Source organism: Photobacterium kasasachensis (assembly GCF_050336885.1).
In the GTDB taxonomy this organism is placed as follows: domain Bacteria; phylum Pseudomonadota; class Gammaproteobacteria; order Enterobacterales; family Vibrionaceae; genus Photobacterium; species Photobacterium kasasachensis.
Map to the genome: position 1 here is coordinate 365,196 of NZ_JAKJSH010000004.1, position 24,991 is coordinate 390,186.

Here is a 24,991-nt window from a genome sequence, read left to right on the forward strand (position 1 = left end):
TAAACAGCCCTTGATTAACAGAATAGGATTCATTGCAACATGTACGAAAACAATAAAACCTTATACCTCCCTTATGCCGGACCGGCGTTGCTTGAAAATGCGCTACTCAACAAGGGCAGTGCCTTTTCACCAGAGGAAAGGCAGAACTTCAGCCTGACCGGTCTGCTACCGGCAACCATTGAATCCATTACCGAGCAGGAAGAACGGGCATACAGCCAATACCAGACTTTCAAAAACGATCTGGATAAGCATATCTACCTGCGCAATATCCAGGATACCAACGAAACCCTTTACTACCGATTGATCGTCAACCACATCGAAGAGATGATGCCGATCATCTATACCCCAACTGTCGGTGCTGCCTGCGAGAAGTTCTCGAACATTTACCGCCGCGGCCGTGGACTGTTCCTCGCCTATCCCGATCGCGGCAGTATGGTGGATATTCTCAATAACGCCGCACGTCAGGATGTGAAAATTATCGTGATCACCGACGGCGAGCGGATCCTCGGGCTTGGCGATCAGGGGATCGGCGGTATGGGTATTCCAATCGGCAAACTGGCGCTCTATACCGCCTGTGGCGGGATCAACCCGGCCAATACACTACCGATTGTTCTGGATGTCGGTACCAACAACACTCAGCGTCTGTCCGATCCTATGTACATGGGCTGGCGCCATCCGCGTATCACCGGACAGGAATATGACGATTTTATCGAAGAGGTGATCCAGGCAGTAAGAAGCCGCTGGCCAAATGCCCTGATCCAGTTTGAGGATTTCGCCCAGAAAAACGCCATGCCTTTACTTAACCGTTATAAAGACAAAGTCTGCTGTTTTAACGATGATATCCAGGGAACGGCTGCGGTTACCGTCGGTAGCCTGCTTGCGGCCTGTAAAGCCGCAAATTCCAAGCTTTCTGAACAGCGTGTCACCTTTGTCGGAGCCGGTTCTGCCGGATGTGGCATTGCCGAAGCCATTGTGGCGCAGATGGTTTCCGAAGGCCTGAGCGATGATAAAGCCCGTGAACGTATCTTCATGGTTGACCGCTGGGGACTACTCACCGACAACATGCAAAACCTACTTAACTTCCAACAAAAACTGGCGCAGAAGAGTGCAACGGTTGATAAGTGGAATAACACCGATAGCATTTCGCTGATGGACGTGATCAGCAATGCCAAGCCGACTGTGCTGATCGGTGTATCAGGCGTGCCTGGGTTATTCAGCCAAGAAGTGATCACAGAGATGCATGCCCATTGCAAACGTCCTATTGTGCTGCCCCTTTCTAACCCGACCAGTCGTGTTGAAGCCACACCGTCAGACATTATCCGTTGGACGGAAGGTGATGCGCTAATTGCAACCGGCAGCCCGTTCGATCCGGTACTCTTTGACGGTAAGAGCTACCCTATTGCCCAGTGCAACAACAGCTATATCTTCCCGGGTATAGGCCTTGGCGTTCTGGCCAGCGGGGCAAGCCGTGTAACGGATGAAATGCTGATGGAAAGCAGCCGGGCACTGGCAGAATGTTCACCGTTGGCTCAAAACGGCCAAGGGGCTCTTCTGCCACCACTGGAGGCTATCCAGCAGGTATCTCGCCATATTGCCCTGGCGGTAGCGAAAAAAGCGGTAGAGCAAAACAAGGCGCCGAAACGCAGTGACGAGCAATTGCTTGAAAAAATCGATGCAACCTTCTGGGAGCCGGAATACCTCAAGTACAAACGCACTGCACTCTAAAGCAACCACTAGCATCTAAGCTAACAGCGCAATCCCTTTCAAGACCTATCTAAAACAGCCAACCCTCAATGATGAGGGCTGGATGTTTGTTTCTTCAGATGGTAACCATGGCCTTTAACATTAGCTCGCCATCACTTTTATCCCGAAGAGAGTAAACAGCCCCCCGGTCAGATAATCAATCATATTTGAAGCCCGCTGGTAGAACTGCTGGGCAGACGGTCTGGAAAAAACAGTCGCCAGAAACAGGTGCCAGACAAGCGTGATCCCGCCCATTAGCACCATACTCATTAAGGTCAATTCTGTTGTCATCGTTGCAGGCATTGCCACAGAGAACAAACTGATCACGAACAGCCCGGTCTTGGGATTTATCATACTGGTCACAAACGATAGCCGAAATAACTGCACTGGCTTTAACGGCGTGAGTGTCTGGCTTACCTCCATCCCTTGCCCTTTCTGTCTTCTGGTCGCAATGATTCGTGTGACCCCGAGATAGAGCAGATACATACCGCCCGTTATCTTCATGACGGTAAACAACCAGGGAAATGTCTTGAGCACAATTAATAACCCGGACGCCCCCAGCGCTGCCCACAGCATCACAGCGACACTCACACCAAATGCCGACCAGATAGCTAACCGACGCTGAAATCGCAATGCCGTGTTCATCGTCAGCAACACATTGGCACCAGGAGTTATTGCTGCCAGCACCCAAATCACAATGATATTCGTTGCAACGTCCAAGTAGTTCGCCATGCTGAAAAGTCCTTTCTTAGCTTAAAATCGATAAATGCTTTCAGTAAAAACAACTAAATAACGGTCACCAGCGGTTCTTCTATTCCCTGCCACTCGACACTGGCTGTCAACACCACACCGGCAGCAGAATCGCTGGCAGCACTGGTCACCACCAGCTGATTTTCCAGCTCGCCGCCGAGCGCAACCATCGTCGGGTTATCAGCCGGAACGGGAACCACATGCGTGACCTGGCCTTCGGTATTGATCCGCAACACAGACTTGCCAGCATACATTGCAACCCAGTATCCACCGAGGCTATCCACGCATGCACCATCCGGCCTGCCTTCAAAAGCTGACAGATCAGCAAATACCTCACTCTCACCATAAGCGCCGGTGGCAGGATCATAGTCAGCCCGGTAGATCACACTGGATCCGGTATCCGCCCAATAGAGAATCTTGCCACAAGGAGAAAAGGCCAAACCATTACAAGTCCAGGCATACATCGGCATGGCAGCCAACTGATCTTCGCCACTCAGCTGGTAAAACTGTCCTTTATCGCCGACTTTCGCCCCGTTGCGGGTACCGGCGATAAAGCGTCCTCCGGGTGCAGCCCTGCCATCATTAAAACGCATTCGGGGATGCGTTTTGACCAATGGGGCAATCAGCTGTCTGTCGGCGTTCCAGTCAGCTAACAGATAAATGCCCGTTTTCGTTGCAAGCACGTAGCCGTCTTCCTGCCACATTGCAACGCAACCAAGCGGATCATCCCAGCGCCTTACGGCCAGTTGGTTATCGCGATAACGCCACAACTCACCATTGGCAATATCAACCCAGAACCAGGATTGTTGACGCCAATCCCAGCGGGGACATTCTGCAAGCGTAAAATCATGTTCAACCAGAGGCTTAAAATCCAATGCCAATTGCCGGGCTTCTTTCATATCAAATCCTTTGCCTGTCAAGTTTTCAGTGAACAACCCTAACTCGAAAAGAAACGGTCACTATAGGGGCAGTGTAACGCTAAAGTTATGCAGTTGGTTCCTTATCTTGGCGCTGTTCTGGAACAATGTCACCAGATGCCAGATCGACCGCCATTTTAAAGTAAGGCACATCGCCCTTATAAAATCGCTCACCGAACGGTTCCATCGCAAAACGATGATAAAATCCGCAGGCCGACTCTCGTGCATCACACCAGAAACGAGTCATATTTTGGGTTTGTAGATCTGTCAAAATCCGCTCGATAACCAGCGTTCCTACCCCCTTTCCCTGGTAATCATGCAGAGTTGCAAACTTCCTCAGCCTGGCGCTCTGGCCATCAATAAACACCGAGGCGACACATACCAGCTTTTCATCGCAAAAAGCCCCGTAATGCAATCCCGCGTCATCTTCCGGCACTCGGCAAAAGTCCACCGGTTTGTCGGGCCAGAGTACCCGGTGGCGGACAGGCAATGTCTGCTCTGCAGTAATAAGTTCAATCTTCACAACGGGTGTTCTCCAACGTTTCTTCATTTTACGAAAACAGGATCAGGCAAGCTTTTGGTAGAATCAGGGCTTAATCGCAATATGATCAAAATGTATAATTCACTTCTACAATGGACGTTTATTGTACGGCAAGTTCTGATAAAGTAACCCTGTATCCGATTTAATCACCGTAACCCTTTGAAGCGGCGATTATCCATATCGTCGCCTCCCCAAGCAGCAACACCCGACTGACCGGCTTTAGCCGCTACTATAAAGCTCGACTGGAAACATCATTCTATGTACAAACGTTTTGAAAAGCTGTCATCAGCATTTCCGCCGCACGAACCCGAACAGCCACCAACTGGTTTATTCGCTTTCTGCCGCTACTATACTCGTGGATTTGAACTCCCACTTATCGCCATGTCCATTCTGAGCGCCCTTATTGCGATAGTTGAAGTGTCTCTTTTCGGGTTCATGGGCCAGTTGGTTGACTGGCTGGCGACTCACAATCCGGATACATTCTGGGCAGAAGAAGGGGGCAAGCTGATGGGAATGGGACTATTGGTCCTGATTGTTGTGCCCCTGCTTGTTACCCTGCACTCACTGATCGTCCACCAGACATTACTCGGCAACTATCCGATGTCCATCCGCTGGATGGCCCACCGCTATCTGCTGCGGCAGAGCATCTCGTTCTACCAGGATGAATTTGCCGGTCGCATCGCAACCAAGGTCATGCAGACGGCATTGTCTGTGCGGGAAACGGTCATGAAGCTGTTAGATGTGCTGGTTTATATTTCGGTGTACTTCACCTCCATGGTGGTGATGATAGGCCAGTCGGATTTCCGGCTGATGCTGCCAATGCTGCTCTGGCTGGCCGCTTATATCGGTATTCAGTTGCGCTATGTGCCGAAGCTCAAACATGTTGCTACCGAACAGGCCGATGCGCGCTCAATGATGACAGGCCGTATCGTAGACAGCTATACCAACATCTCAACCGTCAAGCTGTTCTCCCATACCAATCGTGAAACCGAGTATGCCGAACAGGGAATGAGCGGTTTTATGGATACAGTCTATCGCCAGATGCGCCTGGTGACGGGATTCAATATCTCGGTCGAGGCCATTAACTATCTCCTTGTTTTCGCCATTGCCGGTCTGTCAATTTGGCTATGGATGGATTCCGCTATCACCATCGGGGCAATCGCCATTGCAGTCAGTTTGGCATTGCGTATTAACGGCATGTCCAAGTGGATCATGTGGGAAGTCGGCGGTCTGTTCGAGAACATCGGAACCGTGGTCGACGGAATGAAAACCCTGGCCCAGCCGGTTACTATCGAAGACAAACCCAACGCGCCTAAACTGGACGTCAATCAGGGTGGTATCCAGTTTGACGATGTCAGCTTCCATTACGGTGAAGAAAAAGGGGTTATCGAAAAACTAAACCTGAACATTAAACCCGGCGAGAAAGTTGGACTGGTTGGCCGCTCGGGCGCCGGTAAGTCGACCATGGTGAACTTGCTGATGCGCTTTTATGATATCGAATCCGGCGCAATCCGTATCGATGGTCAGAACATCTCTGACGTCACCCAGGACTCACTGCGCGCTCAAATCGGCATGGTGACTCAGGATACCTCGCTGTTACACCGCTCGATCCGTGACAATATTCTATACAGTAACCCGGATGCCACAGAAGAAGATCTGCTGGCAGCAACACGCAAAGCACATGCACACGAATTTATCACCACGCTGACCGATCCGCACGGTAACACGGGTTACGATGCCCAGGTGGGTGAGCGCGGGGTGAAGCTCTCCGGCGGTCAGCGCCAGCGCGTGGCGATTTCCCGGGTGCTGCTAAAAGACGCCCCAATATTGATCCTCGACGAGGCCACATCGGCACTCGATTCCGAGGTTGAGGCAGCCATTCAGGAAAGCCTGTACCAGTTGATGGAAGGAAAGACCGTGATCGCCATAGCTCACCGGTTGTCCACGATTGCTGCCATGGACCGTTTGATTGTGCTTGATGAGGGACAGGTGGTAGAGCAAGGTACGCACCAGGAACTGATCGAGAGTGGCGGTATCTACGCCCAGCTTTGGGATCACCAGACCGGCGGGTTTATTGGCGATGATATCAGGCCAGTTCAGACAGGTACCTAACTAAAGTAAACACATCTTAGATAATAAATGGCGATGGAATATGAATATCCATCGCCATTTTATTTGATTAAGTTATATGGTTTATAGTCATGAGTGCTACACATAATTCTCTTTCAACCAATCTTGCCATCGTGCCAGTTGAAGCCGGTTTCTAACAGACAGCGAGCTGGCATCAATTTGCTTCAACCATTTTGCCAATGCATACCAGTCATCTGCCGACTCGACACTCCCGATCCCCATTTCTTTCGAACTCCGGGAAAAGCCCGGTGTTAGCTGCCACTCACTAAGCCGACTCAGAGGCGTACCAATAGGCCACGCAGCCCCATAGTCTATTAGGTTGATTGAATCGAGGTGCGAGAGATAGAGAACATTGGAAGGTTTAATATCGCCATGTACCCAACCAGACTGATGAACGTACTCAATTGCACGTACAATCTTAGGGATTAGAGACATGAACAAGTGAATCTGGTCAGAGCTAAACGTTAATACACTCTTTCCGCTAACATAGGGCAAAATCAGTATATTAGGCAGGGTTTCGATAGGTCGGGCAGTATATGGAGAGCGACAATGGTTCATACAAAGTGACTCCCGCTCTATCTGCGCTTTTTCTGCACATTTGACTATTACCTTGCGCCCAGAACGATCGTCATTCGCGACAAACACACGTTCATTCAGCACTTCAACCAGAATATAGCGTTCCAATAAAACGTTGCCAAGACATAAGCTAGGAGTATCAGCCATTAGCAGTCATCATCATAACGGGGAGCAGAGAATGGGCAAAAAATCTTGCCGTGCCAACTGGATATTCCCAGCCGACACGGCAATCTATACACGACGCAAGGCGACAAAGATACCGTTAGACAAAGATACCGTTAATTAAACAGTTGCTTTCCGACGAATAGCATTCTTACGCCACTGATTAGGATCCGGTAGTTTAATATCAGATTTAATCACCGGCCCCCCTGCCATCTGTTGCTTAAGCAACTCATTCTGCCACTTAGAGCTACTGGTGATGCTCAACCCATAGCCTTCTGAGTACTCGCGGATATGCTGTCCGGCAGCCTCTTTCAGTTTCTGGATATATTTCGCTCCTCGCGCATATCGCTGAGACGAAATCTCTTGTCCACTGAAGTTGATGAGCTCTAAAAAGTTATATGGGTGTGCGGCTACGCCAGAATGCAATACTAACGAGGCAAAGATTGGCGTCACCTTCAACGTTCGGCTAAACCACTTGTTAAATGCCGCACAGTCATTAACTATGCCATTTTTGTTTAGTACCCGATCCCTTTCTTCCTTAGCTTTTTTCAGTGTCTTATCAACACTCACCCGCTGAACGATATAGTCAACAAGAGTTCCAATACGCTGCAATGCACCAACCAGTAAACCTATAAGGGTTCCCAGACCACTCACCGCATCACCAGCCATTTTCACAGCAAATTTACCGGAGGTAACCAGCACATCTTTCACCCCCATCATTGCATCACAACCAATATGGTTCTTCAGCCAATAAGCGATATCATCCGGGTGCCCGTCAAGCAGCATAACCCCTTTACCGGCACTCTTTAGATCGAAGTAGCGAGAAGCATTGGTAACCGCCTTCTTAACGCCTTTGTAAAGATCAGCAACATCCTGCACATATCCCCAACCAGGAATGGCAGAGGTAATATCATGCACCAATGTTCCAACCAACCAGCCAGAAAGCTCACTCAAGTAAGAGATAACCCAAGTTACTTCGGCATATTTCTTTTTTAGGTTATTAATAAGTCGGCTAAAAAACGACTCCAGCTTATTGATTATTTTCCTTTTTACTTCTTCCCATTTTCTACCAACCGTCTCAACGGCACCGATGACTGCTCGTCCGGGGCCAGATTGGCTCAATATTGCTGAACACCCTTTTTTGGCCAAACCAGTGATATCATTGGTAATGGTTGAATCATTGACGAAATTATCAAAAACACTACTCGACAAAGAAGGCGTCTTTTGAATCTCTAGCGTGGCTAGATAATTAATAATCCCGACACGAGCTTCATACTGCGCCCTTCCCTGCAAGCTCATTTGAGACAGGTCCCAAGCTTTCGTAACTTCAGCAAAGTTTGTTACGCTGCCTGACGTTGTACTACCGGTAACATTAGTCATTATTATCACCTCTTATACCGACTAAGTTGAACTATCTAAAACTGAATAACAGCACTGAAAAAACATTGTTCAATGCCTGTCAATAGACGACAAAATTGCCGTCTATGATTTCAATATGTTTATCTCAGCGCCTGAACTAAACACATAGATACTGGCCTGCCGACTTAAAGTACCGATGGCAGGTTGAAGCTGGTTAACAGCCCTTTACTCAAAGGCAAATTGCTGTCTTTCAGCGAGTACTTCAAGACCACTTCTTCATCACCGATCTTATAGAGCAGGTTACGTACGGTCCGATCAGTCGTTGCGCTTGAACGACCATCAAATAACATCCTAAATAACGCCCACTGGCCAGAATAGGACTGGCTGGCAATGCGGTTCTCGCCGTTGTAGAAATTGGCCGAGACATAACCATCTTTTCCACTTGATGGCCACACTACGTCATGCCATAACCTCGGACCGTGACGGTAAGAGAACACACTTTCCGTCTCACGAAGATCAAATTTGGTTGCCGTCGTACTCATCGAGCTGGCTTTCAACTGCAGTTGTAAAGCCAACTCCTGACCTGCCGGTCCAAAGAACATCTGCCGGATCTGTTTCGCGCGCTTAATTTGGGTCAATGTTGATGCGCTCAGCGGTAATTTTTCCCCATCGACATCAGCTAGCTTAAGACTGCCATTATCCCAATACGCAAAAGGCTGAAGCTCTGTGGTAATAAAGTTATCAATCCGTCCTTGAGGCTTAAACATGGTTGCAAAATCACTGATTGCTACCTCACCTCGACCTTGTAAGGCAAATGGGAAACGCCCTTCTATCGCCTGACGATAAAAGCCATACACTTGTTCTTCCCACTGGCTATTTAGATAACTAACACCACCATTGACTACGCGTTTCCAGGTTTGCTTACCCAGATCAGTTACCCAGGATGAAACCTGGTGTGGAGTGCTGCTAGATTGGCGACGAAGTGTCACCAAAGGATCCTGACTGCCTGCCGCATGTGCTTTCGCATATCCATACAAGGCTTTGCCTGGATCACTGCTGGTCAGTGCCGTATCAAGATAAGTATTAAGGTTATCGAGTTCGGTTATCAGCTCATCAACCGGAGCACTCTTGCCTTGGGTTGCCATAAAAATTGAATAACTATTGAAAGCCTCATTGACCACATAAGATGGTTGTAAACGGACCAGCTTGTCACCTGCTATACGGTTTACCTTGTCGACCTTTTTCAGAACTTTCGCCGTTGTCTTCAATCCCAGTTGTCGTGCTGCCTTGGTATTCCCCTTGGTGTCGGCATCATTTTCTGATGCCAGAGTAGTGTTATTCACCACCGCATCCAGCACATCAATCAGCGGGCTATTGGCCGGATCCCGAGCGGTTTTTACTGCATAGGCCAGATCCGTCATATTGCCAAAGTCTTTAACCTCAATGTTCTTTATCAGCTCTTTCCACTGGTAAATATAATCGGAGTAGTAAAGTCGCTGCACTTTCTTGCTTAGCTTGGTAAGTTCAGCAACTGATGCGCCGGACATATCGCCTTGGATTGACTTGAACTCTTCAAGCTGTTTTTTCAGCAGTCGGGACTTAACTGATAAATCTATTTTTGAAAAGCCCTGGCGGGTATAAAGCTCTGGTAACAGGTAACCATGAAAACCTGATTTGAAGCGGAACATCGACGAAAATTTGTCACCCAACTGTCGACGTACATCCACCCGGTTACGATACTCTGGCAACGTCTTGATTCGGGCATAGATCAAGCGCTCGGGTGACAACCCCTCGAGGTTTTGAACCGCTATCGAAATTAATTCTTCGTTAGGCTCAAGAGCATGACTATAGTCACTACCAAAAAGATCTGTCATCAACAAACTAAGCTGATTAATACTATCAGCGGAGATCTCACCCTGTTCGTCAAGAGTATCAACCAAATAGCCAATCATTTCGTCCTGATCGAGCCGCTTGGCATCAAACAGCATTTGATAATAGCGCAGCAGTTCAAACACCTTACTAGGGTTACCCAAGCTCACGTAGACATACAGCTCGCTGCTCAGGAGGTCGGCAATTTCAGGCAGCAAGAACAACTGCAACTGCTGCTGGTAAACATGACGGATCTGCTCCGCTGTATCTTCTTGCTTAATACTGACTTTTTGATACCAGTGAAGCGGCTTCGAACCTTGCTGGTCGACAACTCGCAATTCATTGAGTACAGGGATCAACTCTGCAAGGCCATTGTGCCCTTCCTGTAGTCTGTTGACATCGCTACGGTACAGACTCAGCTCAGTTACAGCTTTACTCCTGAATGCTTCATCATCGTTCCAGTTATCCCGAAGCTGCAAGCCAAAAACAGCAATCACTCCTACCAAACCACAGACAAGGGCACAGCGTGCAGCCAGATAGCCATAATGGCGCTGAGTATTAACGCCGACGATATCAGCTTCGGGCAAAATGACATGGCTAAAGATCCTGCTTGAGAACAGGTTTTTGCGGCCCTGCGGCTGGGGTTGGGTAATATCCGCATTAAAAGCAGCCTTTTCGGCCACCAGTTGGGTCAGTAGATCATAACTAGTACCTTTTTGCCCAGTCGTTACCAGATATATCCCCCGTAACCAGACAGCCTGACGAACCCGGTTCTCTCGCCCAATGTTTGTAAGCAGTTCGCTTGCCCGTTCAAAAAATACTGACAGCTGATAGGGTAATGCAATGACTGAGTCCGTTTCTTCTTTGCGCGCTTCACGCAACAGCTGAAATTGCTGCTGCACCAAATTCTTCAGAATTTCCTGGCACGACAGATCAAGCTTGCGCGGATCAAAATGATGCTTCTCACCAATGGGGAAAGTTACACCGAATGGGTTTTCAACATCACGACCGGAATAGCTGGCAAAGAAATTAACAAAATCAGAGATCGTATCTGCTTTGGTAAATACCGGATAAACAGGCAGTACCAACCCAGTTTGTTCGCCAAGCTGAAGAATTGCCTCCTGATGGTTAGTACTCAGAACCAGACGCGCTTTCTTATCGCATTGCAAGAACTGATCACAGGCAATGGCACTGATCACTCCATTCAAAGCCTGTCTTGGACGGTACTTCAACAGCTGTTTGGCCAACTCACGCCACAGGCTTTCATCAATCCCTTCGCTGTCAAACAGACGATGGCCGACCTCAATGACAACGGCATTATCATTGCTCCAAAACCGGATATACTGATCGGTATCGCTCTCACCGATAGAACGGTGCAATACAGGCTCTAGGTTGTTTTGCTGCAATAGGCTGCTCTTGGCATCATTTTCTCCTCCCAGGAGAACATACCAAGGCAAGTCATATATACTTTTCAGCTTATTGCCTCGGATACCATGTAATTGCTGAACAGCCGCCTTGAAAAGCTGACGGATCGTTCTGACATCCTGTTTAAACAAAATTGATTGCTCGTGCTGTTTATCTTTCTCTTTTGAGCGCACCGGTCGATAACAAAAGATCAATGCCAGTAACGCCGCAACCAATATTCCCAGCAAAATAGCAGACTTGTACACAGGATCCGATTCCGGCTCAACGGGAATCCATAGCCATGCCGCTCCAAAGCAAGCAAACAGAACTATCGACAACAAAAATAATGGCTTGTTTAGTTTCATCATTGTTATTACAGCCTATTTCGACGAACAGTTGCATTAAGGCCAAAGCGAACATTTAGTTCATTTTTCAGAAGGTTAGCTTTTGTCATATCCGCCTGATCCGGCACAATAAGCTCAGTACCATCGGTAACCTCATGAAGTACAACAGGATAACCCGCTGCTTTGAGATCTTTTTCTAGCCGCTCGCCATCGGCACGTTCGGCAAATCTAGCAAGTAAAACCTCCCATCCAGCCTTTGGAGGCGTTGTGCTCTCAGACTGAGGCTGTTGTTCTTTGTCAGCTTTAACCAGCCCCAAATCTTCATCAGTACTGACATAAACCAAATCCTTGCTTGAAGAGCCATGGTCAAACCCTTCCATCTTCAGCGAGCTAAATGCCAATAAGGTTGCTTCACTTCGATTGTGGTACCAATACTCTGAAAAAGAGTACGAGCCTAAGAATACCAATAGGGTTATGAGCAACAACTTGGCCGAGCTGAGAAAACACCATGGCTTTTTCACTTCCGGCAACGTTGGCGTGTTAGGAACAAGCAATGCTGACTCTTCACGGTAATAGCGAATAATCGTATACAGTTCAGACTTAAGCTCATTAATTTTCTGGCGTTCGGAGTGACGATATTTTCCAAGAAAACCAAGCATGATCAGCACGTATTGCAACTCGAGAAAATCCACCAGCTTTGCTGGTTGACGACGTGCCTGTTCAAGCAGGTTGAAAAAAACCTCACCGCCATCACGCTGGTTAAATACCTTGCTCAGCAGAGAATGGTTCTCCCAACGCGACTTTTCACCCCAACTGGTATAAAGGATCGTTTCGTCAAACGCAGCGCACAGCACAAAACAGCTCTTTTCGATAACACTCGGATGGTAGTCCAGAAACAGCCCTCGCCGTTTATAATCGGCAATAGCATCTAGCAACTGTTGGCGAAACCCATCAATATCGAGCGGTGATCCCTGACGCGGCAAACTCACCAATAATGAAAGCAACTCACTTGCGGTATTTAGCAGCGGGTTGCGGTAAATTGCCAACTGTTCAATCAGTTTTTCGGTACCACTTAAGTCAAGTGGCGGGGCTTTCTCTTCCGGCCTGGCCTGGCGTACGGGATCAGAGCGACGAATCGCTATCGTCTCTTGCTCATTAAATAATGAAGTCATGCATTTGGTCCCTAGCGAATCACAATAAATTCAATATCGACATCACCGATGCGACTATCAATGTGCAATGCGATCGGTTCGTCTTTCTGAATAAGGTCTCGCCATAGCGGTGACTGAGTATCAATTTCGAAATAGGCAGCATCACTGCGCGCTTTTAGCTCAGACGGTGGAACCGGAAGAGCCCGAAGGGGAACACCAGAAAGCGCGTTTCGGACAAGATCAGCAATTGAACTATTGCCTGCCAGCTTGCTTGCCTGTGGAAACTGATCACTGAGCTTAACCGAGCCCAGCTCTGATGACACAACCAACACAAAACGCCCACCATTAAACAGGGCACGATCTTGGACCAGAGTACGCAACAGGCGACGTTTTTCGAACAAACTCGAATCCCACACAAGGGTAGTTAAACTATCGAGCTGCACTTCACGAAGCAAAATTCTGATATCTGAAAATAAGCCAGCAAACAACGCGTAAAGACGACCATGCTCCCAGCTAGCGTACTCCTGAGGCATCTTCCCTTCCAGCCCCTGCATCTCACCAACAATCTTCTGGCATTCATGGTAAATATCCTGCGGAGCTACCGTACCGGTATCGAGCCAGGACTTGACCGTTGGCAACCAACGTCCCAGCGCCTGCATCCACAAATAATCACGAATCAGGGCTTGGTGGCTTTTACTGCCAGATTCAACCTGTAGGCGCTGAGATATACTTCGTGCCCGATACTGCATCTGGGCATAAATATCATTGACATTATCCTGCAGGTAATCGGATACCGTAAAATGCAGACACACCGGAATGAAAGCCTTATTCAGGACAACCTCACCGTCCGACTTATGCTCGGTTACATGGGCAATAGGGATAACCGTATAATCCTGCAGATCATCCCCTTCCAGTTTTAGCTCTATATTAAGACAAGCCAGCTCAAGCTGGAGAGCTTCACTTTGCTCTCTGCTGGTATCGAACACATTGTGGTCATGGCGATGGTAACGACGATGTTTGTCTTGCTGGCTGCCAATGTCCACCACGCCAGAGCGGTAAATAGGTAGTGCCAGATAAACCAGCTTGTCGTTCGTCCCGGGTGGTACTTCCAGTGCTAAACCATTTTGTACATTAAAAGGCGTACCATCAGGAAATAATCCTTTCGCCCTCTTGATTCCAACTTTTCCGATACTATTTAATGCATTGTCGAGTTCGAGTTGCACCAGACCAAAACGGTTTGGGATCATCAAATCACGATAGTCTTTGACAAAGCCTTCAAGGTAGCGCTCTTGCTGCTGGAAATGCTGCGGACTAAGAAACATACCTTCAGACCAAACAACTTTTTTCTTATCCATTTTTGGTTAGTCCTCTTTACCGGTAATACTTACATTGATGCCATCGACCTTGGCGTCAATCGCAACAGGCACTCCGGGCTGGATCTGGAGAATTGCTTTATTCTTTGCTTCACGAAAGTCGGCAAAGGCTGCCACTATCGCGATATATTCCGTCTCGGGAATTAATGGAATGACCACCTGGCGTTGTTCATTGGGAAGCAAGCTGTCTAGGTTGCGCTTAGAAAGCAACCCTGCTTTAAGCACCCCCTGATCATCGTTATACAGATCAATGAAGCTGGCTTGATTAAAAGCTTCGCTATCCTGAAGTTGGTAAATACGAACTTCCAGCGGAGATGCCAAGCCATCGATATTGGGGTTGATATTATTGGCCGCTTCAATATTAACTATCACCTGTAATGGCGTAGCGTCCTTCCAAAACGCTAAATAACTACATCCGCTGAGCAGGAACACGCTAAGAGCCATTAAGATCTTTTTCGCCATATCACTGTTCTCCGAGGGATTGTTTAATACGTAAACTCTCGCTGAAATACGCTTTGAACTTTAACTGCCATTCCTGATTATCCTGCTGACGCAGGAAGTAGCGCTTATACATTTCCCAATAATCCGGCTTGGAACTGAAAAAACCGGGACGAACCAGATCTTTGAACATCTCTTCAAGGTTGGTCGGAGCCATTTCATCCATTAGCCTGCCAAGCGCCATTTCAGCAGCCTGGATCATCATTTCCTGCTGCCTTGCCTGCATCATCAGGAATTGCTGGGGATCCATGCCGACCGACGGCAAGGCTGCGGGTTCATGCTTTGTAGAACCCTGAGTCAAAGGATTTCCCTGGGTTGGTCGAATACCCGTTACAAACGGAACAGAAGCAAGCAACTCCGATTGTTCGTCAGAAAAGGGGTCATCATCAAAACTGTCATCTTTGAACTGGTCAATATGCTTGTACTCAACTGTCGGCAGCACTTCCGGCTCCATATCAGCGAAGGGATCCAATTCAACATTTGTCGCATTGTCCGGAAACGCCGAATCGGCAAATGCGGTAAATGACAGCTCTTGTTCCTGTCGAAGCGTTTCAGCCTGCACAGGCTGTTCCTTTACCGGACACTCACTGCCAAAAGGATCATCCGCCCAATCCCCCAATGATGATGTTTCTGCAGCAATGGAAGGTTTGCTCTCCGCACGCTCGGGCACAAAACAAGATACCATTATCCGGTACTGACCAAGATCCAGCACATCGCCATCACTAAGGCTGGAGCTGTTATCCCTTCCCAGCGGCTGGTTATTACCGTTGATATACAACCCATTCGTGCTGACATCCATGATCTGGTAACCGCGGCTACCGCGGTTAATAATCGCATGCGTACCCGAGAGCGTTCTCGAGGCATCCGATAGTTGCATCGTGGTACCGAAGGAACGCCCAATACTTCCTCCCTCTTCCGGAAAGTTCTTGGTCCATTCCGAAATAGGCTCACCATCAGGAGAGCTTATAATTCTTAGTGATAATGGCATATTACCTCTCCTTACACAGACCAACTGCTTGATTAAACTCACCGATAAACAGCGGGTACTGCTTGGTAAATTTCTTTGAAAAATATACCCCTAGAGGCTTTTCCTTAACAGCATTACGAGTAATCGCCCGATGGCTGATCCCCATGCTTTCAATCGCCTCTTTCATCACGAATTCATTGGCAAGCACCGCCGCAACTTCTCCAGTCAGCAGTAGCTCTATCAGCGTGGTCGGGTGACGCGGTTTTTTCTCAACCCGATAGCCCGACTTGTGCAGCCAGAACCACTTGTTCGAACCAAAAATAGCCGTAACTACAGCCTCTTTCTTGAACATCACACTTTCAGTATCAATCGAATCGGACAAGCTGAACCAGCTCCATACCTGGTTGAGCACAGGCGTTGAAAAGTCAGCATAGTTGTCACGAATTTCATTTTGTGATGCCAAGAAAAAACCATGATGCTCTCCCACTTCGACCAATATCTGCGCCCGATCCCAGTCGGTCATAGTGATCTGATACGGTTGCTGCATCACTTTCATAATACATTTGAGCTTTTCAATACCCGGTCCTTTCATCTGACCAGTCTTCTGGTACTGATAAGGGCGCCAATCCTGGGTAACAAGTAATAATCGCTCCGGGCGCACTTCACTATGGACATCAAAGCTAACGCAAGATGCCCAAAACATTATCAAAGCAAACTGAAACCTTCGTGGATAAAAAAACATCATTAAACTTATTGTTGCTCCTGCATCAATTTGCCTTCTAAGTTGTGGCCAGACTGAAGAACTCTTCAGTAAAACAGTGCGCCAGAGTGCTGTAACGGTGCTTTATGAGATAAGCCAACCGGTTAAATACCAGTGACTGAATCAAATCCGGGTAACTCATCCCCTCCCCCGCTAAATCGTGGCAAACGATGCTTAAATTTCTGCCTTCTGGTCGTTTGAGATCCGGTTTAGGGTTCGCCTCAAGGACAAACAACCGACCTTTTGAGTCCATTCTCAAGTCAACACGAACCAACGTATGCAATCCTAGTTGGCTGAAAATTTTAGAGCCGATTCTAGTCAGCTCTCGACGAAGTTCGTGTTCCTCAACTTTCAACAACCTCTCTGCTGTGATGGGTTGGAGATCCATGGAGGTAAAAATCATCTCGTCTTCAGCGAGTACACGCTCTGTGACAGAAAATGAGAATGGATTATCATGCTCCACTAACGCACCGTCCTTGAAAACGATTGGCCCGGCAACGGCAACAACAAACTCCCGGCCCGAGAGGAACGGCTCAATCAGCACGGTATTACAAGTTGCCTCCTGCACTCGTTTCACCGTCTCTGACAGTTTCTCCCGCTTAAAAACAGGATGCACATGAATCGACGCCCGCCCGGAAACCGGCTTGACTATAAAACCTTGTCCGAATTCCTGCTCGATTAAGTCCAGCATGAGCCGCTTGGCATCGTCATTGACACTTTCACCGTGACCAATAGTGATAAATGGTGCAGTCGGGATCCCGGCAGCTTGGATTTCATGTTTGAACAAATGCTTGTTGTCCAGTATCCCGGCCGTCATCGGTGAATGCCCAACATACGGCACCCCCAGCATTTCCAACATTGACGGTAAATGACACATGGGATCAAAACCTTGTAAGCCACCGCTGTTAGTAATAACAAGATCAATCCCTAAGTCTTTCAATGTCTGAGGGAGTGCCAAGTTCTCTGCCAGCACCGCTATGTGCCGAAAACCGGACTCTCGCAACGCATCAGCCATATCGCAAGCAACTGGCTGATACGTTTTGGTCGAACGCGGGCTTAGGTTCTCATAGATATAATTATCCGGTTGTGCCTTTTCGCCTCCGTGCACAACCGCGATTTTTAGTGAACTTCGAATCCATTGAAGTTGTTTCGTATTAAATGGACTATTCTTCACTATCTGCCCTAACCCTGATTAATCTCTAGTTTTTATGCACTAACCGATACCAAACCATCTTTAAAATACCGCCCATACTAACGTTGGTACTTTATTTGATCTCGGTTGCAATCCCGCCATCTACAACGCAGACATCAATCTGACTCACTATCTGTCCTTGGCTCAGGCGAACAATGCACTGAGTGGCCAGTTCCGGCATCAAAGTTCGATTAATGATCTGCTCAATAGCCCTTGCACCAGTTTCCGGTGAAGTGTTCTGAGCAATCAGGTGCTCGATTAACGCATCACTGTAACTAAACGTTGCACCATAGTGCTCCTTGACTCGCTTCTCGATACGGCGCAATGACAAGCGGGCAATTTGAGCCATTTCATCATCGTTCAGCGGGAAATAAGGTATAACCGTCGAACGGCCGATAAAGGCTGGCTTGAAGTACTGCTGCAAGGCAGGGAAAATCGTTTTGGTCAGTTCCGGAACTGCCGGTCTTTCCTGCACGCAGGCATCTACCACAGCACTGTCTGCTGCATTCGAGGTCATGATGATGATGGTGTTTCTGAAGTCGATATTCCGACCTTCACTGTCAGAAATCGAGCCTTTGTCGAAGATCTGATAGAACAGATCATGCACCCCTGGGTGGGCCTTTTCCATTTCATCAAGCAGCAAGACTGAATACGGATTTTTCCGCACCGCTTCTGTCAATACCCCACCCTTGCCATAGCCGACATAGCCGGCTGGGGACCCCAGAAGCATTGATATCTTGTGCTCTTCCTTAAATTCCGTCATGTTAATCGTGGTGATATTTTTCTCGCCACCATATAACAAGTCGGTCAGCGCCAGGGCCGTTTCTGTTTTACCAACCCCGCTCGGTCCACACATCAGGAACACCCCAATTGGCTTGCGAGGATCAGTCAGTCCGGCTCGGGACATACGGATAGCCTGAGCGATCTCTTTTATGGGTGCAGTCTGGCCAATAACCCGCTCACCGATGCGCTCTTCCAGATGCAGTAGGCGCTCGACCTCATCCTTGACCATATTTCCGACAGGGATACCGGTCCATAAAGAGATAACCTGAGCTATCGTCTGGGTGTCCACTTGAGGCATGACCAATGGTGACTCACCCTGGACCTCATGCAACTCAGCCAATTTCTGCGCAAGCCGCTGCTGCTCGCCACTTTCTGCAAGCGCATTGCCAGCCAGAAATGCCTCATCAATTTGATTCTGTAGTTCAGTGATTTCAGTGACTAGGGTTTTCTCTGCCTCCCAGCGTTCTGCCAGTTGGCTATGCTCATCTTCCAGTTTCGCCAGCTTCTCTTTCACAACCACTAGCTTATCCGCACCATTGGCCAACATGGCGTGCTCACGCTCAACCGCCATGATTTCATTCTTGGCGTAACGAATTTGCTCACCCAGCCCATCTAGCTGTTGCGGCAGTGCACTCTGGCTTAGTCCGATCCTTGAGCATGCGGTGTCCAGCAAACTGATTGCCTTGTCGGGCAGTTGGCGCTCAGGCAGGAAGCGAACCGACAGTTTCACAGCTGATTCAATGGCTTCTTCCAGCACCTTGACTCTATGGTGCTTTTCCAAGCCTCGTGTCACGCCGCGCAGCATCTGGATTGCATCTTCTTCATTCGGCTCACCAACCGCTACCAGCTGGAAACGGCGCGTAAGGGCGGCATCTGTTTCAAAATACTGCTTGTATTCCGCCCATGTCGTTGCCGCAATGGTGCGAAACTCACCGCGGGCCAAGGCCGGCTTCAATAAGTTGGCGGCATCATTCTGACCTGCGGCACCACCAGCCCCGATCAGAGTATGCGCTTCATCGATAAACACAATAATGGGATGAGGTGATTGCCTAACCTCAGCCAGTACATCTTTGAGGCGATTCTCAAACTCACCCTTAATACTTGCGCCGGCCTGGAGCAAGGCCAGGTCCAGAGTACGCAATTCAACATTCGCCAGCGACGGTGGCACATTTCCATCGACAATCTGCTGTGCGAGGCCTTCAACAATTGCGGTCTTGCCAACGCCGGGATCCCCGACCAGGATCGGGCTATTTTGCCGACGACGACAAAGAATATCGATAGATTTTCGGATCTCGGTATTTCGGCCCGAAATAGGGTCCAGTTCACCGTTCCTCGCAGCAGCAGTCAAGTTATGGGTATATTTGTCCAGTGCTACAGTACCTGCCTCTCCCCCCGCAGGAGCATCTGCAGAACCGGTAGTGGAATCAGGTCGTTGAGTCGGCTGTTGCTTGGCAGCGCTCGCTTTCAGTGACTCCGATGACAGAGTGTTCAACCAGTTACTTAATTCACCATTATATCCACCTTGCTCCATCCGCTGTTTCATCACCAGCAGAATGTGGTAGCCATTAACTTCACCGTGGCGATGATTAACAGAAGCCAGCAACCAGGCATCTTTAATCAGTTCCACCAAGGTCGGAGACAACGCCGGAGAGCTATCATTTCCCCGTGACAAACTGTTCAAATGACGGGATAGCAGATCCACCACCTGATCGCGACCAATATTCCCTTGCTGCAATAACTCAATCCAGCCACTTTTGGGCTCATTCAGTAGCTGATTAAACCAATGTTCTTGTTCAATACTAAAATGAGTACGGGCCATGCAATCGCCCGCTGCAGCTTCAAGTGAACTTTTTAATGGTAAGGCGAGACGTTTTACCAAGCTCTGTAATTCAACATTGATCATGCTGTATCCTTGCTGTTATTTAAGTGGCATTACCACGTGTTCTCGGGTTATTTGCTTCGGGGCAAGCCAAGTCGATTGCGCCAGACGAATATCAGAACGGCTGCTGGCGCTTAGGCGCAAACCGGGCAGATACTTACCATCAACCTTTATCATCAGCTTCAGCTTGAGATCGACCCCCATGTAATGCCGAACAAATGCTTCTATCGCTCTGGCCAGTTGATGGTCATCTCGGATCTGGTTAAATTGATGGTTATTATTCGGTTTGATCAGTATCTCAAGGTACTGGAAGGCGGTAACGGCACTCTTTCCTACCAGCGCACCAAAGCCTAATTGATTGTTTTGGCCTGTTTTTCCCAACTTAGTCACGCTACATGGCAACAGTGGTACATAATCCACATCACCATATTCAACATCAAAGTCGTACTCAAAGTAGTCAATCAACAATTGTTTCAAAGTCAGGGGACATGACAATTTCATACCAAACAGGCCCGAATATTGGACCAAATGGCCAGAAGGAAGAGTACGATTATTACCAAGATCACCATTAAGGTTCGCCAACATAGCCGTCAATGACATGCTATGACGATTCCAGTCAAAATGCTCTTCTTCGGCCTGGGCCGCCATATCATTCTTGAGTTCTGCCTGACAGTGCAAACGATAATAGCGGTTATTAAACCCATTCAAAAAATCAACCAGCGCATAGTTGCCCTGCTCAAACAGTTCCTTAAGCGACTCGTTATAGCTTGAACGGGGCATGACCCCCTGGCTACCGGACAGCGCTGGCAAGTCGCAGGTAAATGCCCATTGGCTGGCAACCGGGTTGCTGGCTTCGACAATATCTGCCTGCTGATACGCAGGTAGCAGGCTGGCTGTGAACGATACAGTTGGCCTACCCCCCAAGGTGGCAGCCTCATGCTTAACCAACTGCATAGCACGATGAAGGTCAAAAGTGTATGGCTGCTCAAGAAGCCGAGTCAGAGCATATTCTTGCACCCGGACCTCCTTGGAAATACCTTATGTTCCCCTTCAGAGCCTTCAAGCATTATCACCACTTGGGTAAAGCTATTAAACCCGGCGAAAAATGCAAAAAAGCGGTCTAGCAGCCGAGACAACAACTCGATACCACCTCCCCCCAACTCCTTGGTGCTGAGGGTAATACTGATACGAGTCCCGTAGGCAAAACAGCTTTTGCCTGAAATTCGGATCGGCGCCACTACCTGTTCTTGCTCAATACCTTGTATCGCAGCGATATAGGCCATGTTTTGCGAACTTTCGGTATGATTATATAAATTCAGCATTGCCTTGAGCGATGCTACTGGATCGTCCGCTCCTAACAGGGAATGGTAGTTAAAGTGGAGATGGGCAAGCAAAGGCCAGGCATTTTGTTCAGCCGATTTGATTCGGATCTGCCTGGTCGGACGGCGCAGCAATTGCAACCGTGCTGGTAGAGAAATGGAATCGCGACAGCTCACCTGGCTAGAAATCGATAGGTGCCCGGCAATCTCTCCATCGGAACAAGTTGTCGATACCAGCCAAGTACGTGCTTCACTGTTAGCACTTTTATGCTCAAGATCGGCCACCCGCAAGCTACTTTGCAATACGGATTCACTGTGCCAGTCCTGTACCAGCTGCCACCTGAGGCCTGTCTCTGCCCCTTTATATTTTTCACCGTACAAGGGCGGTACCGAGCAGCTCTGTCGCTCTGTGACATCAAGCACCTGCTCTATGGCAAACAACTGAAGCTGTTGCAGACCGCCAGCATCCAGCACTAACGGGTACTGACTATGGCCAAAGTCTATGCTGAGCGGTTCAGCCGTCATCGATTGTAAGTTAATAATCGGAGTACAAAACAGGTGAAAGTTATCCGCTCCAAGGCTTCGTGACAGATCGACCGCCATATCATCAAGAAACAGCTGGATCTTTATCTCATTGGTGTTGGCATATTGCAGCGACTGGGCGAGATCCAGAGCAATAACATGAAATCGCTCTGGAAAGGTAAAGAACTCTGTCAGTAGCTGAAAACCACCAAAACTACGTGCACTATACGGTAGAACTTGTTGCTGGCTTTCAAAACCAACGGGTTGCAACGCATCGCTACCCAGCGATATCCGTTGCTCGCCGTACTGAACGCAGATCTGCTTAACCCCTCCTAACAGGTGATCATACAACCGGAGAATCGACTGCGTCTCACCGCGTAGGAATAGCTCCAAGGATGTCAGATCAAGATCGGAAAACAATATACTCGGATCTGTAGTCTGAAGCTTAATTTCCAGCATCGCCTTAGCATACTCTGCTCCGTGCGGTTTCTCAGTATCAAAAGGTGCCATCGCCACATGCGCAGAAGTTATCTTGACCGGATACAAGGTCAAATCCTGACAAGTTCGAAAAACCGTCGTATCTATATCTGCATCCGATATGCCAAGGTGGGTACCTTTCGGAATAAAGTGTCTGGCACTAACCTCATCAGCAGGCTGCATTTTCAAAATACTATATGCCGGGATCGGGCGAAGATAATGCGGAAACAACAATCGAAGCAAACTATCGGTCAGCTGTGGAAACGAGTCATCCAACCGCTGCTGCAACCGGGCATTAAGCAACGCTACGCTGTCAATCAAGCGGGAAATCTGCGGGTCATCAACACTGTCGTCACTGATCCCCAGAGACTTGGCAGCTCCAGGATGGCGGCGAGCAAATTCACCCGCCTCCTGACGAATAAATGCCAGCTCTTGTTCAAAATAACTTAGTAATGACTCAGACAAGGTTCGTTTTCCTTACATCTAAACTACTGGTGGTAAAATCAAGGCTAGAATCAAGCACCACCACTTCATCACCAAACTTGCTGCTGATAAGCCCCTCGATCCGGAACTTGAGCTTATTGGTAGCAACAGAGTTTTCGTCCAACTCGATAACAACATCTTTCAGTCGCGGTTCAAACTTAACAATCAGCTGCTTAACGTCATGAAGAATCAGCTCACTACTACTCTTGCCCTGACTGCGCAATGAACTCACCATACCTAATGTCGCAATCGATTCATGCACCAGAGAGCTCAACTCAGGGCTCTCCCACATCGGAGCCCTTGCCGACAGCACAGCAGACAGGTTTTCAATGATGGCATCACGAATATCATCCACATCCCCACGCCATTGACCTTTTAGCTTAGCCATCAAACTCATACTGTCTCTCCCAGCTTGTCGGACGAAACATCAGTCATTAGCGTGATATGGGTATCGAGCATTTCATACTGGTATTGCGGCTGCAGTTTGATTTCGCAGCGGTAACGAGTCGTGTCATGCCGATCTGCGATAAAACGAACCTCCGCATGCTTGAGCGGATAACGCGCCATTATTGATTCGTCGCCATAATCGACATTGCTGATATAAGTCTGCAACCATCTATCCAGTTCGCGCTGGCATGTTGCCGCGCTGTCAAAACTACCGACCTGATCCCTCATTTGGGCTTTGATATAATGACCAAAGCGACAGGCCATCAAGTTGGTTTGTAACATTCCGCTAGTTTTGCTGGCTTCACTGACAGGCTTCCATACTGACTGGTTGCTAAATAGTCCCAGCTGGCCACTAAGATAGAGGCTAGAAACGGGAACGAACCCTTGATCGGCCCAAAAGCTATCACTCTCACTGAATATATCGATACGCGCTTTTAGTGGCGAACAGGCACTGCCATTTAAATCTATCAGCACCCCATGGTTACCCGTTGCATCATGTGCCCGCAAAAAACCAAACCAACTGATCCGGTCAAATTCACGGATCACATTGGCTGCCAATAAATAAGCCGCATTGCCCCATAAGACACTGTTGTTAGTGTTTGCTTCACTGAACACAAACCCAGCAGGGTAATGCTGCCAAGGGGCTCGAACCCGGTATTCAGGTAGGACCAAATGTAGAAATCGGCTCGAATGATGTTCACGCAATAACTGCCAGCTCTGAAGATCCAGGCTAGTCAGAATACGATCTATCCTGGCATGATCATGGGCTAATCGAGACGGGTCATCTCCGAAGAAATAATTATCGACACCCAGTACGACGGGACACAGCGAACGTTCTCCGAGCTCAGCCAGTAATTGCAGCGTATAAAGATCATCGAAATCACACTTTTCATCCAGATCAGAATGAACATGATGATCAACGACCAGCAACCCAAACGGCTGACCACCTGCAGTATCCAGCTCTTTGGAATACACTTTTTTAAACAGTGCACTGCGACTGATTTCAAAAGACTGGTTCAGATCCGTCGATAGCATATTCCAGCTGTAATCCAGCAGTTTCACTTTGATCCGGCGGCTCGAGACAGGGAGCTGAACCAGGCTATGCAACCCAGACCAGGTCGCTTCAAGCTGCTTAAACTCGCTGGCCTGAATAACCGCGGAAAGCTGCTCGCTCATGAGTTGATCCAGTTGAGAAATAACACGGCTCAACTGTGCCTTAAATTGACTGGTATCGTGGTGCCTTGCATGCTCAAACAGCATTCGCCAAGGCCCTGAGTCATTCAAGACATTGGCGGATGATGTTGGGTTGGTCACTGTCATATAAGCTCCGCTCGGGAGCCGAAGC

General features: G+C 48.4%; 19 protein-coding genes. 2 read left to right on the forward strand and 17 right to left on the reverse strand.

All coding sequences use genetic code 11. The features are described 5' to 3' along the window. The first annotated feature begins 39 nt into the window (after nucleotides 1-39). Complete coding sequence (locus L4D19_RS01635; RefSeq protein WP_428450874.1) at nucleotides 40-1,725, forward strand: NAD-dependent malic enzyme; 1,686 nt, start codon at nucleotides 40-42, stop codon at nucleotides 1,723-1,725. Between the two features lie 120 nt (nucleotides 1,726-1,845). Here the strand turns inward: L4D19_RS01635 and L4D19_RS01640 are convergent, their stop codons facing one another. The 3 genes from L4D19_RS01640 to L4D19_RS01650 form a co-directional block, all read right to left on the reverse strand. Beyond that, nucleotides 1,846-2,475, reverse strand: coding sequence for a LysE family translocator (locus L4D19_RS01640; RefSeq protein WP_428450875.1), 630 nt, complete (start codon nucleotides 2,473-2,475; stop codon nucleotides 1,846-1,848). A 53-nt stretch (nucleotides 2,476-2,528) separates the two neighbouring features. After that, nucleotides 2,529-3,392: an SMP-30/gluconolactonase/LRE family protein gene (locus L4D19_RS01645; protein WP_428450876.1), complete on the reverse strand. Its 864-nt coding sequence runs from the start codon at nucleotides 3,390-3,392 to the stop codon at nucleotides 2,529-2,531. A gap of 85 nt (nucleotides 3,393-3,477) precedes the next feature. Beyond that, complete coding sequence (locus tag L4D19_RS01650) at nucleotides 3,478-3,933, reverse strand: GNAT family N-acetyltransferase (RefSeq protein WP_428450877.1); 456 nt, start codon at nucleotides 3,931-3,933, stop codon at nucleotides 3,478-3,480. A 276-nt stretch (nucleotides 3,934-4,209) separates the two neighbouring features. On the opposite strand from L4D19_RS01650, the gene L4D19_RS01655 reads away from it, so the two are divergent. Continuing rightward, nucleotides 4,210-6,063, forward strand: coding sequence for an ABC transporter ATP-binding protein (locus L4D19_RS01655; RefSeq protein WP_428450878.1), 1,854 nt, complete (start codon nucleotides 4,210-4,212; stop codon nucleotides 6,061-6,063). Nucleotides 6,064-6,159: 96 nt separating this feature from the next. Here the strand turns inward: L4D19_RS01655 and L4D19_RS01660 are convergent, their stop codons facing one another. From L4D19_RS01660 to L4D19_RS01725, 14 genes are all read right to left on the reverse strand, one after another. Continuing rightward, entirely contained in the window at nucleotides 6,160-6,804 is a 645-nt protein-coding gene (locus L4D19_RS01660; protein WP_428450879.1) for a protein kinase domain-containing protein, read from the reverse strand. 135 nt (nucleotides 6,805-6,939) lie between these two features. Next, nucleotides 6,940-8,199, reverse strand: a complete 1,260-nt coding sequence (locus L4D19_RS01665; RefSeq protein WP_428450880.1) for a hypothetical protein — start codon at nucleotides 8,197-8,199, stop codon at nucleotides 6,940-6,942. A gap of 164 nt (nucleotides 8,200-8,363) precedes the next feature. Further along, the gene (tssM, locus tag L4D19_RS01670; RefSeq protein WP_428450881.1) at nucleotides 8,364-11,819 is read right to left on the reverse strand and encodes a type VI secretion system membrane subunit TssM; all 3,456 of its coding nucleotides are present in this window, start codon (nucleotides 11,817-11,819) and stop codon (nucleotides 8,364-8,366) included. 5 nt (nucleotides 11,820-11,824) lie between these two features. Continuing rightward, a complete protein-coding gene (gene icmH, locus L4D19_RS01675; protein ID WP_428450882.1) occupies nucleotides 11,825-12,967 on the reverse strand; it encodes a type IVB secretion system protein IcmH/DotU in 1,143 nt (380 codons plus the stop codon). An 11-nt stretch (nucleotides 12,968-12,978) separates the two neighbouring features. After that, nucleotides 12,979-14,301, reverse strand: a complete 1,323-nt coding sequence (tssK, locus tag L4D19_RS01680) for a type VI secretion system baseplate subunit TssK (protein ID WP_428450883.1) — start codon at nucleotides 14,299-14,301, stop codon at nucleotides 12,979-12,981. A 6-nt stretch (nucleotides 14,302-14,307) separates the two neighbouring features. Continuing rightward, the gene (tssJ, locus tag L4D19_RS01685; RefSeq protein WP_428450884.1) at nucleotides 14,308-14,781 is read right to left on the reverse strand and encodes a type VI secretion system lipoprotein TssJ; all 474 of its coding nucleotides are present in this window, start codon (nucleotides 14,779-14,781) and stop codon (nucleotides 14,308-14,310) included. 1 nt (nucleotide 14,782) lies between these two features. Next, nucleotides 14,783-15,805, reverse strand: a complete 1,023-nt coding sequence (locus L4D19_RS01690; protein ID WP_428450885.1) for a type VI secretion system-associated FHA domain protein — start codon at nucleotides 15,803-15,805, stop codon at nucleotides 14,783-14,785. 1 nt (nucleotide 15,806) lies between these two features. Further along, a complete protein-coding gene (locus tag L4D19_RS01695) occupies nucleotides 15,807-16,487 on the reverse strand; it encodes a substrate-binding periplasmic protein (protein WP_428450886.1) in 681 nt (226 codons plus the stop codon). A 76-nt stretch (nucleotides 16,488-16,563) separates the two neighbouring features. Beyond that, nucleotides 16,564-17,718 (reverse strand): D-alanine--D-alanine ligase family protein, encoded by a 1,155-nt coding sequence (locus L4D19_RS01700; protein ID WP_428450887.1) that lies wholly within the window; start codon nucleotides 17,716-17,718, stop codon nucleotides 16,564-16,566. A gap of 91 nt (nucleotides 17,719-17,809) precedes the next feature. Beyond that, nucleotides 17,810-20,422 carry a type VI secretion system ATPase TssH gene (tssH, locus tag L4D19_RS01705; protein WP_428450888.1) on the reverse strand — a complete coding sequence of 871 codons (2,613 nt, stop codon included), beginning with the start codon at nucleotides 20,420-20,422 and terminating at the stop codon, nucleotides 17,810-17,812. Nucleotides 20,423-20,437: 15 nt separating this feature from the next. Then, nucleotides 20,438-21,415: a type VI secretion system baseplate subunit TssG gene (locus tag L4D19_RS01710; RefSeq protein WP_428450889.1), complete on the reverse strand. Its 978-nt coding sequence runs from the start codon at nucleotides 21,413-21,415 to the stop codon at nucleotides 20,438-20,440. Then, nucleotides 21,397-23,181: a type VI secretion system baseplate subunit TssF gene (gene tssF, locus L4D19_RS01715; protein WP_428450890.1), complete on the reverse strand. Its 1,785-nt coding sequence runs from the start codon at nucleotides 23,179-23,181 to the stop codon at nucleotides 21,397-21,399. Before tssF ends, L4D19_RS01710 begins: the two co-directional genes overlap by 19 nt. Next, nucleotides 23,174-23,596 carry a type VI secretion system baseplate subunit TssE gene (tssE, locus tag L4D19_RS01720; protein ID WP_428450891.1) on the reverse strand — a complete coding sequence of 141 codons (423 nt, stop codon included), beginning with the start codon at nucleotides 23,594-23,596 and terminating at the stop codon, nucleotides 23,174-23,176. The genes tssF and tssE overlap by 8 nt, the downstream gene beginning before the upstream one ends. Continuing rightward, nucleotides 23,593-24,966 carry a type VI secretion system contractile sheath domain-containing protein gene (locus L4D19_RS01725; protein WP_428450892.1) on the reverse strand — a complete coding sequence of 458 codons (1,374 nt, stop codon included), beginning with the start codon at nucleotides 24,964-24,966 and terminating at the stop codon, nucleotides 23,593-23,595. The genes tssE and L4D19_RS01725 overlap by 4 nt, the downstream gene beginning before the upstream one ends. Nucleotides 24,967-24,991: the final 25 nt, after the last annotated feature.

Coding starts and splice junctions, on each gene's coding strand:
- L4D19_RS01635 (WP_428450874.1), top strand. CDS start 40: ATGTACGAAAACAATAAAACCTTATACCTCCCTTATGCCGGACCGGCG.
- L4D19_RS01640 (WP_428450875.1), bottom strand. CDS start 2,475: ATGGCGAACTACTTGGACGTTGCAACGAATATCATTGTGATTTGGGTG.
- L4D19_RS01645 (WP_428450876.1), bottom strand. CDS start 3,392: ATGAAAGAAGCCCGGCAATTGGCATTGGATTTTAAGCCTCTGGTTGAA.
- L4D19_RS01655 (WP_428450878.1), top strand. CDS start 4,210: ATGTACAAACGTTTTGAAAAGCTGTCATCAGCATTTCCGCCGCACGAA.
- L4D19_RS01660 (WP_428450879.1), bottom strand. CDS start 6,804: ATGGCTGATACTCCTAGCTTATGTCTTGGCAACGTTTTATTGGAACGC.
- L4D19_RS01665 (WP_428450880.1), bottom strand. CDS start 8,199: ATGACTAATGTTACCGGTAGTACAACGTCAGGCAGCGTAACAAACTTT.
- tssM (WP_428450881.1), bottom strand. CDS start 11,819: ATGATGAAACTAAACAAGCCATTATTTTTGTTGTCGATAGTTCTGTTT.
- icmH (WP_428450882.1), bottom strand. CDS start 12,967: ATGACTTCATTATTTAATGAGCAAGAGACGATAGCGATTCGTCGCTCT.
- tssK (WP_428450883.1), bottom strand. CDS start 14,301: ATGGATAAGAAAAAAGTTGTTTGGTCTGAAGGTATGTTTCTTAGTCCG.
- tssJ (WP_428450884.1), bottom strand. CDS start 14,781: ATGGCGAAAAAGATCTTAATGGCTCTTAGCGTGTTCCTGCTCAGCGGA.
- L4D19_RS01690 (WP_428450885.1), bottom strand. CDS start 15,805: ATGCCATTATCACTAAGAATTATAAGCTCTCCTGATGGTGAGCCTATT.
- L4D19_RS01695 (WP_428450886.1), bottom strand. CDS start 16,487: ATGTTTTGGGCATCTTGCGTTAGCTTTGATGTCCATAGTGAAGTGCGC.
- tssH (WP_428450888.1), bottom strand. CDS start 20,422: ATGATCAATGTTGAATTACAGAGCTTGGTAAAACGTCTCGCCTTACCA.
- tssE (WP_428450891.1), bottom strand. CDS start 23,596: ATGAGTTTGATGGCTAAGCTAAAAGGTCAATGGCGTGGGGATGTGGAT.
- L4D19_RS01725 (WP_428450892.1), bottom strand. CDS start 24,966: ATGACAGTGACCAACCCAACATCATCCGCCAATGTCTTGAATGACTCA.